Raw genomic sequence first — 15075 nt, 5'->3', positions numbered from 1 at the left:
CCATCACAGCTCGTTGCGGCGCCCGAGCGGAATCCCCAACTGCTTGAGCTTGCGATAGAGGTGAGTGCGCTCCAGGCCGGTCTTCTCGGCCAACCGGGTGATGTTCCCGCTTTCAAGCTGCAGGTGGTATTCGAAGTACATCCTCTCGAAACTCTCGCGCGCTTCGCGCAGCGGCAGATCCAGCGGCAGCGCAGAGGCGGCCGCAGTGGGCGAGCGGCCAAGCAGGCGTTGGACGTCCTCAGCGCCGATTTCGTCTTCCAGGGTGCCCAGCGCGAGTGAGCGCACCGCGGCCCGCAGCTCGTTGAAACCGCCCGGCCAGGCTTTGTTGCGCAGCACGTTCAGCGCAGCCGTGGCAAAGCGGCGTGCCGGCACCTCGCCGGATTCCGAGAGCTGCACCAGCGCCTGATTCGCCAGCTCCGGGATCTCGTCCTTGAGTTCGGCCAGCGACGGCGGTGCGAGCGTGACTTCGAACAAACGCTTGAGCGTCAGCGGATCCCATCCGTCGGCGGCCAGCTCTTCGCTGCCGCAACTGGCGCCAACCACCGCATGCAGTTCATATTTGTCCAGGCGTTCAAGTGCGAAGCCCAAGTTCTTTTGCTGCGCACGCGAAAGCGCGCCGAGGTCTTCGACAAACAAGACGCCACCCCGCGCGCTTTCAAGCGCCGAGAGGTCGATCGGTTGCGTCAGCGTCGCCAGATCGAACCAGCTTGCGCCGGGTTTCTGCAGCGTGCGCGCGCACAGTTCGATGATGCTGCCACTGCCGACGCGCAAGGTGAGGACGCGCGACTTCTCTGTGATCTGTTCAAGCCGACGACGCAGTTCCTTGAGCGGGCCTGATCGCGGAAAGGATGCCAGCGAGAGCGCTGCGCGTGGCCGCACCGTGGGCTGGCGTTGAAGGCCGCGGCGCACGGCGGAAAGGAGCTTTTGCAGGGCGATCGGCTTCTCGAGGAAATCCATCGCGCCCAAGCGCACGGCCTCGACGGCCGTATCGATGGTGCCATGGCCGGACATCATGATCACCGGCATCGTCAGCAGATCGTTGGCGGCCCATTCCTTGAGCAGGGTGACGCCATCGGTGTCCGGCATCCAGATGTCGAGCAAGACGACATCGGGGCGGGCCGACAGGCGTGCGCTGCGCGCAGCTGCGGCGTTCTCGGCGAGCACGATGTCGTAGCCTTCGTCCGAGAGGATTTCAGAGAGCAGTTCGCGAATGCCGACTTCGTCGTCGACGACCAGAATCTTTGCCATAGCCTGCAACGGTATCAGACGGAGATTGCGAGCGGAAGCCGAAGGCGCACTTCGGCCCCATGTGGATCAATGTTCTGAATCGAAATCTCGCCGCGATGCTCGTCGGCGATCTTTTTCACGATGGCCAAGCCAAGGCCGGAGCCGCGTGCCTTGCTGGTGACATAGGGTTCAAAGGCGCGCGCCAGCATCGCGGGTGGAAAGCCGGGGCCATTGTCGCGCACGGCAAACAAGACCTTGCGGCCATCGCGGCGGGTGAGCAAGGTCACGCTTGGTGCGGCTTCGTCGGCGAGCGCGTCTTCGGCGTTGGTGAGCAGGTTGTGGATGATCTGCCGCAACTGGCTGGCGTCGCCCAGCACCCGCGGCAGATCGGCCGCGAGCTCGTGCGTGACCTTGACTCGCGAGCTTTCATACAGGCCCAGTACTTCGCGGATCAGTTCGTTCAGATCGAGCGGTGCAAGCTTGGAGGGGGGCATGCGCGCGTAGTCGCGGAAATCGTTGACCATGTTCTTCATGGCTTCGACCTGATTCACGATGGTCTGTGTGCTGCGCGCGAGCATGGCCTGCGAATCCGGATCGAGCTTTGCCGAAAGCTTGTGCTGCAACCGCTCGGCCGAGAGCTGGATCGGCGTGAGCGGGTTCTTGATCTCGTGTGCCAGGCGCCGGGCCACTTCGGCCCAGGCGGCATTACGCTGCGCCGAAATCAGTTCGGTCACATCGTCGAACACCACCACGAAGCCGCCGGCGCTGCCCGGCGGCAGGCGTGAGCCACGCAGCAGCAGGGTCTGCTGGCGGCCGTCTTCGCGGGTGATCTCGATCTCGCCCGACCAGTCCGCATCGTTCGCTTCAAAACCGCGCAACGCGGCGTCGCGGAACACATGGTGACGGGGCCAGGTGTCCAGCGTCAGACTTTCGAAACCGGCTAGATCGTCACCCAGGATCTGCATCGCCCCGCGGTTGGCCGCACGCAGGCGGCCGTTGTCGGCAAATGCCAGCACACCGGCTGAAAGGTTGCCCAGCACGCTTTCGAGGTACACGCGCGCCGCCTCCACTTCCGCACGGTTGCGCTCGGCCTGGGCGCGTGCGTCCTGCAACTGGCGGGTCATGCGGTTGAAGCTTTGAGTCAGCACACCCAGCTCGTCGCGGCCTGGCAAGGCTTGGCGCGGGCTGAAGTCGCCCGAGGCCACCGCCTGGGTGCCCTCGGCAAGAATGGAAAGCGGCGCCGACAAGGAACGCGCAATCTCGAAAGCCGCCGCCACGGCGGCGAACAGTGCCAGCAACAGGGTCAAGGTGAGCGTGAGGCTGTAGATGCGAATCAGGCCCTCGCGGCCCAGCAGCAGCTCCTGGTAATCGCGGCTGCCGTTCTGGATGTTCTCCATCGTCCTGACAATCTTCGATGGCACGCGCTGGGTCATTTCGAGGAACTCGATGTTCACCGCAAGCTTGCGCGCCGGCACCGGCACGATCACGCGCAGCCACAATTCACCGCTGCCTTCGCCGTCGACCGTGCGCAAACCGCGCGCGCCGCGCGCCAGGCGCAGCGTGGCGGTGGAATGTGCGCCGGGGCTCAGCAGGCTGCCGCTCGCGACGCTTGAAAGGACGATGCGGCCGTTGCTGGCGAGCAAGCTTGCGGTGTCGGCCCCGGCCTCTTCCCGCAGGCGTTCAAGGCGGCCGGCCGAGATGCTCACCGCACTGGACTCGGCGAGGGCTTCGGCGCTGTCCAGCGTGCGCTCGGCGAGCTGGTCGAGAAGGTAGTCAAGCGCGTTTCTGCCGAGTTCGATGCCTGAATCGAGCGCCGCATCGACCTTGACATCGAACCAGGACTCGATCGATCGGGTGGCGAACTGCATCGATACGCCGTAGATTACCACCCCGGGCACCAGTGCCATCACCGCAAACAGGCCCAGCAGCTTGACCTTGAGGCGGGAGCCGAACTGGTGCTCGCGGTATTCGATCCAGAGCGTACGGACCTGAAAGATCACCAGCCCTAGCAGCACGGCCGCGACCGTGCCGTTGAGTGCCAGCAGCAAGGGGTAGTTCTGGATCAGGACGGACGACTTCGAGCTCGCGGCGGCGAGCAGGAACAGCGTGATTCCCGCAATCGCGGAAACGGCGGCAACGACTGATCTCATCGGCGCTCGGCGGCGATTGCGAGGAAGGTCCAGCGCGACCAGTCGGTTTCGAGCTTCCAGTCGCTTGAACCGATCGCGGTCACTTGAAAGGGTTTGGGCAACTGTTCGGTGTCGAGCCGGAAGCGCACCGCCACGTTGTAGGACTCGCCGCCGCGCAGGCGGGTGCGATCAACGATGCCCCAGTTGCGGATGCGCGTCATGGTGCGCAGCGCCTCATCGAGCGAGTCGAAGTTCTGCCCCAGCGTCCCGATTGCGAGCCGGTACTTCTGCGTCAGCGCGTGATAGGTCAGGCGGTAGGGGGTGCGACGCTCGACGATGGTTTCGTCGAGCCAGTACCAGCGCGAGCGGGTCAGGATGCACTCGGCCACGAAGTGCAGCGGAATCCCGCGCAGCACGATTTCGTCCAGGCGCGGATTGAGATCGAGCGTGATGTCGGCGTTCAGGACGTACTGGTCTTCGGCCGGCAGCAGCTCGGCGTAGCGAATCGATGCAACGTTCTGATCCGCCGCGCCCGCGCTGCCAAAGGCGAGTACCAGCAAAACCGTGCAGAGCAGGCGATGCAGTGGTGCCAAACCGTCAGGCCAGTTTTTCGAGGAGCGCAAAGAAGAAACCGTCATGTTCCGGGCTGGGCAGCAGCGTCTTTTCGAGCGCGGCATCGGGTGAGGAATCGATTGCGACGCGCTTGCAGTCGCCATGCCTTGAGGCGAACCGTGCCACTTGAAGGCTGTTCTCTTCCGGGAACATCGAGCAGGTCACGTAGAGCATTTTGCCGCCCGGCGCCAGGAGCGGCCAGAGCGCGTCCAGAATCTCGCGCTGGATTGTGGCGAAATTGCCGATATCGTCGGCTCTGCGCAACCATTTGATGTCCGGGTGGCGGCGCGCCACGCCCGAGGCGGAACACGGCACATCGGCAAGGATGCGGTCGAAGGGGGTGCCGTCCCACCAGAAGCGGCTTTCGCGGGCGTCGCCGCCGCGCACGTCGGCTTCAAGGCCGAGGCGCCCAAGGTTGCTGACAATCCGTTGCAGGCGGCGCGGATCGGGATCTATGGCCGTCAGGTGGCAGTCGCTCAGTTCAAGCAGATGAGCGGTCTTTCCGCCGGGGGCCGCGCACGCGTCGAGCACCCGCATGCCGGGCTGAACATCCAGCAAGGGCGCGGCCTGCTGCGCGCCCCAGTCCTGCACCGACAAGCGCCCTTCCGCGAAGCCCGGAATGCTTGCAATCGGCACCGGCTGGTCGAGCCGCCAGGCCAGCGGCCCCGGCGCGCTGCCGTGATGGCCGGCGGCGACAAGCTGCGCCAGGGTTTCGGCGGGATCGCCGCGGCGCGGGTTGATCCGTAGCGTCATGGGTGGGTGCTGATTGGCTGCCTCCAGCGCCGCCTCCCAGCCCTGCGGCATGTTGCGTTTGAGGCGCTCGATCCACCACAGCGGGTGGCGGAAGTGGGTTTCCGGATTGCGCGCCAGTGCGCTTGCGAGGGTGTCGCGTTGCCGCATTGCGTTGCGCAGCACCGCATTCACCAGGCCTTTGAGTCCGCCGCGGGCCACCCGCGCGGAGACTTCGACTGCCTGGTCGACCACCGTATGGGCGGTATCCGGTCGCACTTCAAGCCGATGCAGGGCCACCCGCAGCAGTGCGTCGATGGTCGGTTCAGTCAGCGGCTGGCGTAGCAGGCGCGCCAGCATCGCATCGCCGCGGCCGTAGTCGCGCAAGGTGCCGTAGATCAGATCCTGCGCCGCGCCACGGGTGGAAGGCGGCAGATCGGGGTGGGCGGCCCACAGGCCCGCTAGCCCGTCGTTCAGCGCATAGCCATCGCGCACATGGGCAATCGCTTCCGCGGCCACCCACATCGCCCGGGCGAGCGAGTCCGCGGGCAGTGGCGGCAGTTCAGGCGCGCGCGCTGGCCGGGTGGGGCGCGACGAGCTCGATGGTTCATGGCGCGCAGCAGGGCGGGCGCCGGGGCGGGGTCGAAAGCTGGACATGGGGCAAGGCCCTTGGCGGCCCGGTAAGAAGTTCGGATATGACGTTTACCCGTTTGGGCGGCTTGGCGCAAGCCGCAGCGGGCTTTGCCTGCGCGCCGCTTCAGCGCAACAGATGCAGCCGTGGCGTGTTGTCGGCAGCGATCGAGACGATCGCGTTCTGGCCGAAACGCCGCCCCAGTGCGCTGGCGGCCTCCAAATTGGCCCCAAGCACCAGCAGGCCCGATTCATCCGGCCAATCGCCCGCATCCGCGACATGCCGTGTCGGAAGGGCGGCGAGGCGTAGCTGTGCGACCGCGGCTTGGAGGGCGCGGTGGCGGGCGGCGTTTTCCCTATCGGGCAACGGCTGGCTGCCCGGATTCGCGGCGCTCACGATCGCCGCCTCGGCAACCGCGTGCGATCCGAGCAAAGCCGCCAGCGCCGTTTCTGGCTGGTTGATCCGCAGCGTCAGCGGTGCTTCGGTCTGAACAATGTAGCGGGTCGCGCGATAGGCCGCGATCAGCGCAGCGGGTAAAGTGGTCGCTGGCTCATCGGCTGGCAAGCGGGGCGACATCACGTCAAGCCGCCGCGTCGCCTGAGTAGTTGCGTGGGCACGCGGCGGCTGCGCGGATCATGCCCCGTTGCAATCAGGCGCTTGGCAGCGCGAACTGCTGGCCCGCTTGCAGCGGATGGCCACGCAGGAAGTCAGCCGCTGCCAGGCGCTTGCCGCCGGGTTTCTGCAGCGTCAGCAGGCGCAGTTGCCCAATGCCGCAGGCCACGACGACGCCGTGCTCGTCTGCCTGCATGATGGTGCCGGGTGCGCCCTGGCCATCTTCCGCGACGCCCTTCCAAAGCTTGATCGCCACGCCGTCCAGCGTCGCCAGCCCCCCTGGGAAGGGATCGAAGGCTCGCAGGCGACGGGCCAGCAAGCTGGCGGGCTCACGAAAATCGAGCGCGGCCTCCTGCTTGGCGATCTTGTTCGCGTAGGTCACGCCATCGGCAGGTTGCGGTGCCGGCGCGATTTCGCACAGCGCGATGCGCGGCAGCGCCTCGACTACCAGTTCCCCGCCGAGCACGGCGAGCTTGTCGTGCAGACTGGCCGTGGTGTCGTCTTCACTGATCGCAATGCCGCGTCGCAATAGCATGTCACCGGTGTCGAGGCCGGCGTCCATCTGCATGATCGTGATGCCGGTCTGCGCGTCGCCCGCTTCTATGGCGCGGTGGATTGGCGCCGCACCTCGCCAGCGCGGCAGTAGCGAGGCATGGATGTTGATACAGCCAAAACGCGGCAGATCGAGTACGGCTTGCGGCAGGATCAGGCCGTAGGCGGCCACCACGATCACGTCGGCTTTTGCCGCGTGCAGGGCTGCTTGCTGCTCTGGCGTGCGCAGCTTTTCCGGCTGATCGACCGGAATCCCGTGCTTGAGTGCGAGTTGCTTGACCGGGCTGGGCATCAACTGCATGCCGCGGCCGGCAGGCCGGTCAGGCTGGGTCAGTACCAAGGGCACGTCGTAGCCAGCGGCAAGGATTGCCCGCAGGGCTTCGGCTGCAAATTCGGGAGTTCCGGCGAAGGCAACGCGCATGGGGCACTCTGGGGCAAGGTCGTGACACGGAAATCTGCGGCCTGAAGGCCGCAGATTCGAGGGCGCTCAAGCCGTGATGCGCGCCTTCTTGGCGAGCTTGGTCTTGATCCGGTTCAGCTTGAAGCTGGAGAGGTATTCAACGAACACCTTGCCATCAAGGTGATCGATTTCGTGCTGGATGCAGACGGCGAGCAAGCCTTCGGCATCGAGTTCAAACGGCTTTCCGTGCTCGTCGAACGCGCGGACCGTCACGCGCTCAGCACGCGACACGCGCTCGTAAATGCCCGGCACCGAGAGGCAGCCCTCTTCGCACATCTGTTCGCCAGCGCGCGCGACGATTTCCGGGTTGATGAAGGCACGCAGCGCGGACTTGTCCTCGCTCACGTCAATCACGACAAGGCGTTTATGCACGTTGACCTGTGTTGCCGCGAGGCCGACGCCTGGCGCTTCGTACATTGTTTCGGCCATGTCGCGCACCAGTTCGCGGAGTGCATCGTTGAACTCGGTGACCGGTGTCGCAACGGTATGGAGACGCGGGTCGGGATATCGGAGGATGGGCAGTAGCGCCATAAATGCTTGCTGGATGAAGTGACTATGTGCAGAATCTGAAGTGAAATCTCGATGCCCGTGTGCTAAAGCACCGTTTGAAGGTTGCTTGGGCTCTCGCCCGCCATGGCTCAACATCACCGAGGCACATTCATGTTCCGCATTATATCCGTGCTGGCCCTGACTCTGGGACTGTCGTTTGCTTCGGCATCGGCTGTCGCTGACACGGTCAAGCTGGCAGAAAACGCTCCCGACTCCTACGTCGTCGTCAAGGGTGACACGCTGTGGGATATCTCCGGCAAGTTCCTCAAGCATCCGTGGCTGTGGCCGCAGGTGTGGCGCATGAACCGCGAGCAGATCAAGGATCCGCACTGGATCTATCCGGGTCAGACCATTTATCTTGACCGTTCGGGCCCGTATCTGAGCACGACGCCGCCGGGTGGCGGTGGTACCGAGAAGCTCTCGCCGCAGGTGCGGGCGGAGGATCTGAGCCCGATTCCGAGCGTCCCTCTGAGCCGGATCGAACGCTTCCTGACCCGGCCGCTATTTATTTCGGACAAGGACCTGGCCGGCAGCGCGACCATCGTTGCGAGTGATGCACGCTTGCTCAATGGCCCGGGCAATACCGTGTTTGCGCGCGGTGTGACCGCTGGCGTCAGCAACTGGCAGATCTACCGCCGTGCCCAGCCCGTCAAGGATCCGGTGACGAACGAGCTGCTTGGCTATGAGGCGGCTGATCTGGGCACCGCACGTGTGAGTCAGGAAGGCGAGCTGGCAACCATGGAAATCACGTCGGTCCAGCACGAGGTTCATGTGGGGGACCGGATGCTGCCGGCGACCAAGGCCGAATTCTTCTCGCTCGCGCCCCATGCGCCGAGCGGTGCCGTGAGCGGGCGCATCGTCAAGATTCCGGACGGACTTGAGTCGACCGGAAAGTTCGGCGTGGTCACGATTTCTGTCGGCCGTGCTGCGGGGCTCGAGCCGGGCCATGTGCTGGCGATCTACCGCACGCGACCGAATGCAAAATACGACATGGACGGCAGCAAGGAAGTCATCAAGCTGCCGGACGAACGGATCGGATTCCTCTTTGTCTTCCGCGTGTTTGATCGTGTCGCCTATGGTCTGGTGGTTGAGAGCGATGGTCCGGTCAAGATCACGGACGAAGTCCGCCAGCCTTGACCGAATCGGATGCCGAGCTCGCTGCTTGGCTTCGCCTGACGCTCGCACCCGGCGTTGGGCCTGAGAAACAGCGATCACTCTTAGCGGCCTTCGGACTTCCGGAGGCCGTTTTTGCGTCGGGTCGCCGCGCTGTCGCGGCGGTGGTGGGCGATGCCGTTGCGGCAAAGCTGTTCGATGCCGACAACGCGGAAGCGATCGCGCAAGGGCTGGCCTGGCGCGGCGAGCCCGGCAATGCGATCGTGACGCTTGGCGATCCTGAGTATCCGCCAACGCTGTTGCAGACGGCAGATCCGCCGCTGTTGCTGTATGTAAAAGGCCGGGTCGAACTGTTGTCGCGGCCGGCGCTTGCGGTCGTGGGCAGTCGCCACGCAAGCGCCCAAGGGCTAGAGAACGCCGAGGCGTTTTCGCGCGCCCTGTCGGCTGCCGGCTTGCTGATCGTGAGCGGTTTGGCGCTCGGTATTGATGCGGCGGCACATCGGGGCGGACTCGATGGCGTCGGCGGGACGCTTGCCTTCATCGGCACCGGGGCCGACCGGATCTATCCCGCCCGCAATGCTTCCCTCGCCCGGCGTATCGCCGAAAGCGGTGCCATCGTCAGCGAGTTTCCGCTCGGCACGCCCTCGGTCGCGCACAACTTTCCGAAGCGCAATCGCCTGATCGCGGGTCTCGCGCAAGGGGTGCTGGTGGTTGAAGCAGCGCCTGCCAGCGGATCTTTGATCACCGCGCGTCTGGCCGGCGAGTTGGGGCGAGAGGTTCTTGCCATTCCCGGTTCGATTCATTCGCCCTTGTCCAAAGGCTGTCATCAATTGATCAAGCAAGGCGCCAAGCTCGTCGAGTCGGCGCATGACGTGCTGGAAGAGCTTCGCTGGCAGGTGTCGGTCCCGGCGCCGCTTGGGCGTGCCGAGGCCGTGCAGGCGCCCCCGCCAGCGTCGGGGGCGGAAGCGGACTTGCTGGCCGCGCTGGGCTTCGATCCGGTCGATGCGGATACCTTGTGCACCCGCAGCAAGTTGACGCCTGATGCCCTCTTCGCCATTCTGTTGGAGCTGGAACTGGCCGGTCGGGTCGCGCGACTGCCCGGCGGACGCTTCCAGCGCCTGCAATGACTTGTGGCCCCGTGATGATCGATATCCTTGTTTATGTCTTTGAAAGCTATGGTTACCCTGAGGCCTGCCCCGAGCCGGAACAGCTCGCGCGCAAGCTCAGCGCCGCGGGTTTCGAGGCGGAAGAGATCGACTCGGCGATCGAGTGGCTGTCGGGCTTGCAGCGGGTGGCCGGGAGCGATTCGCCACGCATTGAGCGTGGTAACCGCTCCTGCCGCGTTTATGCAGGGCCGGAGTTGGCGCGGCTCGATACCGAATGCCGCGGCTTCATTACCTTCCTTGAGGCGTCTGGCGTGCTTGATCCGCTTGGGCGCGAGCGGATCATCGAGCGTGCGATGGCGATGCCGGGGGTCGAGCTGACGCTGGCCAAGCTCAAGGTCATTGTGCTCATGGTGCTCTGGCAGCAGCAGGACAACGTGGATGCGCTGATCATGGAAGAGCTGCTGTCAAATGCCGAGGAGCCAACATGGAGCGACAACGGCGACGGGGCCGAACAGCTGCACTAGGACATACATGGTCGCCGCTTGCAAACGCGTGCGACCCCATCCCATTCAGGCCGGCCGTCAGAGTCGTCAAGACGCGGCGGCCGTTGCCGTAATCGACCCAAGATGAGCAAGCTACTAATCATTGCCGAAAAGCCCTCCGTGGCGCAGGACATTGCGCGCGTGCTGGGTGGTTTTACCCGCGAGGGCGACTACTTCGAGTCGGAGCAGTACGTCCTGTCCTCGGCCATCGGCCACCTCCTTGAGCTGGCAGTGCCTGAGGAGTACGAGGTCAAGCGCGGCAAGTGGAGCTTCGCGCATCTTCCGATGATCCCGCCGCACTTCGCCTTGAACCCGATCGAGAAGACCGCCGATCGGCTCAAGCTGCTGACCAAACTGATCAAGCGCAAGGATGTCAGCGGCCTGGTCAATGCCTGTGACGCGGGGCGTGAGGGCGAACTGATCTTCAACTACATTGCTCAGCACGCGAAGACCGACAAGCCTACCCAGCGACTCTGGCTGCAGTCGATGACGCCGGCGGCGATTCGCGACGGTTTTTCGCGTCTGCGCCCGGCCGCGGACCTTGCCGGGCTGGCGCATGCGGCAATGAGCCGCGCCGAGAGCGACTGGCTGATCGGCATCAACGGCACACGCGCGATGACTGCCTTCAACTCGAAGAGCGGCGGCTTCCACTTGACCACCGTCGGCCGCGTGCAGACGCCAACCCTGGCGCTGGTGATCGAACGCGAAGAGCGCATCCGCAAGTTCGTCTCGCGCGATTACTGGGAGCTTGAGGGCCACTTCGGTGCCGCGGCGGGCGGCTACCTGGGCCGCTGGTTTGACGAGAAGTTCAAGAAGGACGAGAACGACGAGCACGCGACGCCGAGCCGGCTGTGGGACAAGGCGCGAGCTGAGGCGATCCGCGCCAAGTGCGACGGCAAGCCCGGCAAGGTTGACGAGGAGAGCAAGCCCTCGACGCAGCTCTCGCCGCTCCTGTTCGACCTTACCAGCTTGCAGCGCGAGGCGAACGGCCGCTTTGGCTTCTCCGCCCGCACCACGCTGCAACTGGCGCAGGCGCTGTACGAGAAGCACAAGGCGCTGACCTATCCCCGTACCGATTCGCGTGCCCTGCCCGAGGACTACATCGCTACCGTCGGTGGGGTGCTGGCGGGCTTGCCGGACCGTTATGCGCCGTATGCAAACCAGATCGTCAAGCAAGGCTGGGTCAAGCCGAACAAGCGGATCTTCAACAACGCCAAGGTCTCGGATCACTTTGCCATCATCCCGACCGGGGCGGTGCCGAAGTCTTTGTCCGAAGCCGAGGCGAAGATCTACGATCTGGTCGTCAAGCGCTTCCTGTCGGTGTTCTATCCGGCAGCCGAATACCTGGTGACGACCCGCATCACCCGTGTCGAGGGCGAAGCCTTCAAGACCGAGGGCAAGGTGCTGGTCAATGCCGGCTGGCTGGCCATCTGGGGCAAGGAAGCGGCGAGCGCCGAGGACAAGGACGATGCGACGCCGGCCCTCGCGCCGGTGAAACCGGGTGAGGTGGTGCGGACCGACGATGTACTGGTCAAGCCCAACGTAACGAAACCGCCGGCGCGTTACAACGAAGCCACGTTGCTTTCTGCCATGGAAGGGGCTGGCAAGCTGGTTGATGACGAAGAGCTGCGCGAAGCGATGGGCGGTCGCGGGCTTGGTACGCCAGCCACCCGCGCACAGATCATCGAGAACCTGATCGCCGAGCAGTACATGCTGCGCGAAGGGCGCGAGCTGATCCCGACGGCCAAGGCTTTCTCCTTGATCACCCTGCTCAAGGGGCTGGGGGTTGAAGAACTTACCTCGCCGGAACTGACCGGCGAGTGGGAATACAAGCTGGGCCGGATTGAACGCGGCGAGCTTTCGCGTAGCGACTTCATGCGCGAAATCGCCGAGATGACCAAGCACATCGTCGAGCGCGCGAAAACCTACGACAGCGACACGATTCCGGGCGACTTCGGCATTCTTCGCGCGCCCTGCCCGAAGTGTGGTGGCCTGATCCGCGAAACCTACAAGAAGTTCCAGTGCAGCGATTGTGACTACTCGCTCTGGAAAATCGTCGCCGGGCGGCAGTTCGAGCCGACCGAGATCGAAACCCTGCTGACCGATGGCGCGGTCGGGCCGCTGGTGGGCTTTCGCAACAAGATGGGGCGGCCCTTCAACGCGATCATCAAACTTAACGATGAGAAGCAGCCTGAGTTCGACTTCGGCCAGCCCAAGGATGACGAAGCGGCCGAGCCGGTGGATTTCTCGGGCAAGGACTCGCTTGGCGCTTGTCCGAAGTGTCAGGCGAACGTGTATGACCACGGTTTGGCCTACGTCTGTGAGAAATCGGTCGGGCCCGGCAAGTCGTGTGATTTCCGCAGCGGCAAAGTGATCCTGCTGCAAGAAATCGAACCGGCGCAGATGCACAAGCTGCTGACCGAGGGCCGCACCGATCTGCTGAAGAACTTTGTCTCATCACGCACGCGGCGCAAGTTCTCTGCCTTCCTCGTCAAGGGGGCAGACGGCAAAGTGGGCTTCGAGTTCGAGAAGAAAGCGCCCAAAGCACCCAAGGCCGCTGCGAAGAAAGCGCCAGAGTCCGATGAGGCGCCCGCCAAGCCCAAGGCGCGCACGCGCAAGAAAGCCGAGTGAGCGGGCATATGGCAAAGCGGCTGAGGTGCTGGGCTTGGCTGTTTGCCTGGCTGCTTTTGCCGCTCTTGCCATCGATGCCCGTGTCGGCGGCCGACACCTTGCGGGTGCTGGCCTGGCCCGGCTACGCCGACAAGGATCTGGTTGAGGCGTTCGAGAACCGCTTCAAGGTCAAGGTGGAGGTCAGCTTCGTCGGATCTGACGACGAGCTCTGGGATCGTGCGCATATCAAGGAAGGCGGCGCGTTTGACGTGATCGCCGCCAATACTGCCGAGCTTCAGCGCTATATCGATGGCGGTCTGCTGCATCCCTTGCGGCTGGCCAACATTCCGAATATGCGCAATCAGGCGCCGCGCTTTCGTGATCTGGGCAGCATTCCGGGGACTAGCCGCAAGGGCGAACGCTACGCAATTCCCTACACCTACTCGGCGATGGGCTTGATCTACAACCGCAAGCTTGTCGCCAAGGCTCCGACTTCGCTCAACGCGCTGTGGGATCCGCAGTACCGCGGCAAGGTACTGGCCTACAACGGCAGCAGCCATAACTTCAGCCTGGCGGCGCTATCGCTGGGTTTTCCTGACCCCTTCCGGCTGAGCCAGAAGGAATTCTCGCGTGCGGTCGCCCGTCTGCAAGGCTTGCGCGACAACGTGCAGCTGTTCTACAGCCAGCCCGAGGAGGTGGTCGCGGCGTTCCGCAGCAATGAAGTCGCGCTGATTTATGCCAACTACGGCGACCAACAGGTCCAGATGCTGCGCAAGGCCGGCGCCGATATCGGCTACGTGATTCCGCGCGAGGGCGCGCTGGCGTGGCTTGATTGCTGGGCTGTGCTCCGTGGTGGGCGCGATCGCGCGCTCGCCGAGGCGTGGATCAACTACATGCTCAGCCCTGCGGTAAGCGGGCAGCTGCCGGTGCGTCAGGGGCTTGCCAGCACGCTCGTCGGGGCCGCTGAGCAGGGTGCCCGGCGCGACGACAAACTGATCTGGCTTGAACCGGTGGAAGACTATCCGCGCCGCGCCTTGTACTGGGAACGCCTGATGGCGGGGTACGCAAAAGCGCGCTGAACGACGGACCAATCTTGCGCCAAGGGCGCGGAAGGGGCTGAAGCATGGAGCATGCGGGCGATTTCGAAGGCGGTTGCCTGTGCGGTGCGATCCGCTACCGGGTGCGACTCGACAAGGCAGAAGGCTACTACTGCCATTGCCGGATGTGTCAGCTGGCCTTTGGATCAGTCTTCGCGCCCTGGATCAACGTTGCAGTGGCCGACCTTGTATGGCTGGGTGACTTGCCCAAGCGCTACGCCTCGTCACGCATTGCCGAGCGCGGTTTCTGCGGTCAATGCGGAACGCCCTTGAGCTTTCACTTCAATGACTCGCCCCGCATGGATCTTTCGATCGGCAGTTTTGATCAGCCAGATCGCATTCGCCCGGTCAGCCACTTCGCGATTGAAACCCGGGTTGCGACCTGGCATGTGCCGGACGGCTTGCCCGAAGAGCGCGCGGCCGACTTTGCCGCCCTCAACGCGCGCTGGCAGAAGGCCTATGGCGATGCCGCGCCGGGCCTGGCGACGGTGCGCGCGGCGCAGGGGCAGGCATGAGCCTCTGTGCGCATGCGGTGCTCGACTTCTGGTTCCTGCCACGGCACGACCCGGCGCACGGCGAAGCGCGCAAGGAATGGTTCAGCAAGGATGCCGGCTTTGATGCGCAGATTGCGCGCCGCTTCGGTTCCGTGATCGAGGGGGCGCTGGACGGCGCCTTTCGCGAGTGGGCGGCTGAACCCGAAGGCGCGCTGGCCTACATCCTTGTGCTGGACCAATTCACCCGTAACGTGTTTCGCGATACCGCGCGTGCCTTTGCCGGTGACAGGCTGGCCCTGGCTGCGGCCGAAGCGCTGGTGGCGGACGGCGATGACAAGCGCCTATCGCCTGCGATGCGCGTGTTTGCCTACCTGCCGTTCGAGCATGCCGAGTCGGTTGCCCATCAGGATCGCGCGGTGACGCTGTTTGGGCTGCTCGCGGCGCAATGGCCGCAAGCTGCGCCTTACCTGGACTACGCCCGGCGCCACCGCGATGTGATCCTTCGCTTCGGGCGTTTTCCGCACCGCAATGCCCAACTCGGGCGAGCGACGACTGAGGTGGAGCGTCACTATCTCGCCCAGCCCGGCGCGGGCTTCTGAGCCCGCATAGGCG

At 64.5% G+C, this 15075-nt stretch carries 14 protein-coding genes; 7 read left to right on the top strand and 7 right to left on the bottom strand.

All coding sequences use genetic code 11. The annotated features are described in order from the left end of the window. Positions 1 to 3 precede the first annotated feature (3 nt). From OPU71_RS14475 to def, 7 genes are all read right to left on the bottom strand, one after another. Positions 4 to 1248 carry a sigma-54-dependent transcriptional regulator gene (locus tag OPU71_RS14475; protein ID WP_267728722.1) on the bottom strand — a complete coding sequence of 415 codons (1245 nt, stop codon included), beginning with the start codon at positions 1246 to 1248 and terminating at the stop codon, positions 4 to 6. A 14-nt stretch (positions 1249 to 1262) separates the two neighbouring features. Next, a complete protein-coding gene (locus OPU71_RS14470) occupies positions 1263 to 3377 on the bottom strand; it encodes a sensor histidine kinase (RefSeq protein WP_267728721.1) in 2115 nt (704 codons plus the stop codon). After that, complete coding sequence (locus OPU71_RS14465; RefSeq protein WP_267728720.1) at positions 3374 to 3949, bottom strand: DUF4390 domain-containing protein; 576 nt, start codon at positions 3947 to 3949, stop codon at positions 3374 to 3376. Before OPU71_RS14465 ends, OPU71_RS14470 begins: the two co-directional genes overlap by 4 nt. Before the next feature lie 4 nt (positions 3950 to 3953). After that, positions 3954 to 5354 (bottom strand): 16S rRNA (cytosine(967)-C(5))-methyltransferase RsmB, encoded by a 1401-nt coding sequence (gene rsmB, locus OPU71_RS14460; RefSeq protein WP_267728719.1) that lies wholly within the window; start codon positions 5352 to 5354, stop codon positions 3954 to 3956. Positions 5355 to 5454: 100 nt separating this feature from the next. Next, positions 5455 to 5904 (bottom strand): DUF3293 domain-containing protein, encoded by a 450-nt coding sequence (locus OPU71_RS14455; protein ID WP_267728718.1) that lies wholly within the window; start codon positions 5902 to 5904, stop codon positions 5455 to 5457. A gap of 73 nt (positions 5905 to 5977) precedes the next feature. Further along, positions 5978 to 6913, bottom strand: coding sequence for a methionyl-tRNA formyltransferase (fmt, locus tag OPU71_RS14450; protein WP_267728717.1), 936 nt, complete (start codon positions 6911 to 6913; stop codon positions 5978 to 5980). 66 nt (positions 6914 to 6979) lie between these two features. Then, positions 6980 to 7483: a peptide deformylase gene (gene def, locus OPU71_RS14445; protein ID WP_267728716.1), complete on the bottom strand. Its 504-nt coding sequence runs from the start codon at positions 7481 to 7483 to the stop codon at positions 6980 to 6982. Positions 7484 to 7612: 129 nt separating this feature from the next. Here def and OPU71_RS14440 point away from each other — a divergent pair, with 129 nt between their 5' ends. From OPU71_RS14440 to OPU71_RS14410, 7 genes are all read left to right on the top strand, one after another. Further along, the gene (locus tag OPU71_RS14440) at positions 7613 to 8638 is read left to right on the top strand and encodes a LysM peptidoglycan-binding domain-containing protein (protein WP_267728715.1); all 1026 of its coding nucleotides are present in this window, start codon (positions 7613 to 7615) and stop codon (positions 8636 to 8638) included. Next, positions 8635 to 9741 (top strand): DNA-processing protein DprA, encoded by a 1107-nt coding sequence (gene dprA / locus OPU71_RS14435; RefSeq protein WP_267728714.1) that lies wholly within the window; start codon positions 8635 to 8637, stop codon positions 9739 to 9741. The genes OPU71_RS14440 and dprA overlap by 4 nt, the downstream gene beginning before the upstream one ends. Before the next feature lie 14 nt (positions 9742 to 9755). Beyond that, complete coding sequence (locus OPU71_RS14430) at positions 9756 to 10244, top strand: DUF494 family protein (RefSeq protein WP_267728713.1); 489 nt, start codon at positions 9756 to 9758, stop codon at positions 10242 to 10244. Between the two features lie 102 nt (positions 10245 to 10346). Then, on the top strand, positions 10347 to 12893 hold the full coding sequence (locus OPU71_RS14425) for a DNA topoisomerase III (protein WP_267728712.1): 2547 nt from the start codon (positions 10347 to 10349) through the stop codon (positions 12891 to 12893). Positions 12894 to 12901: 8 nt separating this feature from the next. After that, positions 12902 to 13951, top strand: a complete 1050-nt coding sequence (locus OPU71_RS14420) for an extracellular solute-binding protein (RefSeq protein ID WP_267728711.1) — start codon at positions 12902 to 12904, stop codon at positions 13949 to 13951. Positions 13952 to 13995: 44 nt separating this feature from the next. Next, a complete protein-coding gene (locus OPU71_RS14415) occupies positions 13996 to 14484 on the top strand; it encodes a GFA family protein (RefSeq protein WP_267728710.1) in 489 nt (162 codons plus the stop codon). After that, a complete protein-coding gene (locus OPU71_RS14410; protein WP_267728709.1) occupies positions 14481 to 15062 on the top strand; it encodes a DUF924 family protein in 582 nt (193 codons plus the stop codon). Before OPU71_RS14415 ends, OPU71_RS14410 begins: the two co-directional genes overlap by 4 nt. Positions 15063 to 15075: the final 13 nt, after the last annotated feature.

It is taken from the genome of Niveibacterium sp. 24ML (assembly GCF_026586805.1).
GTDB lineage: Bacteria > Pseudomonadota > Gammaproteobacteria > Burkholderiales > Rhodocyclaceae > Niveibacterium.
This window is presented reverse-complemented; position numbering and strand designations above follow the sequence as displayed.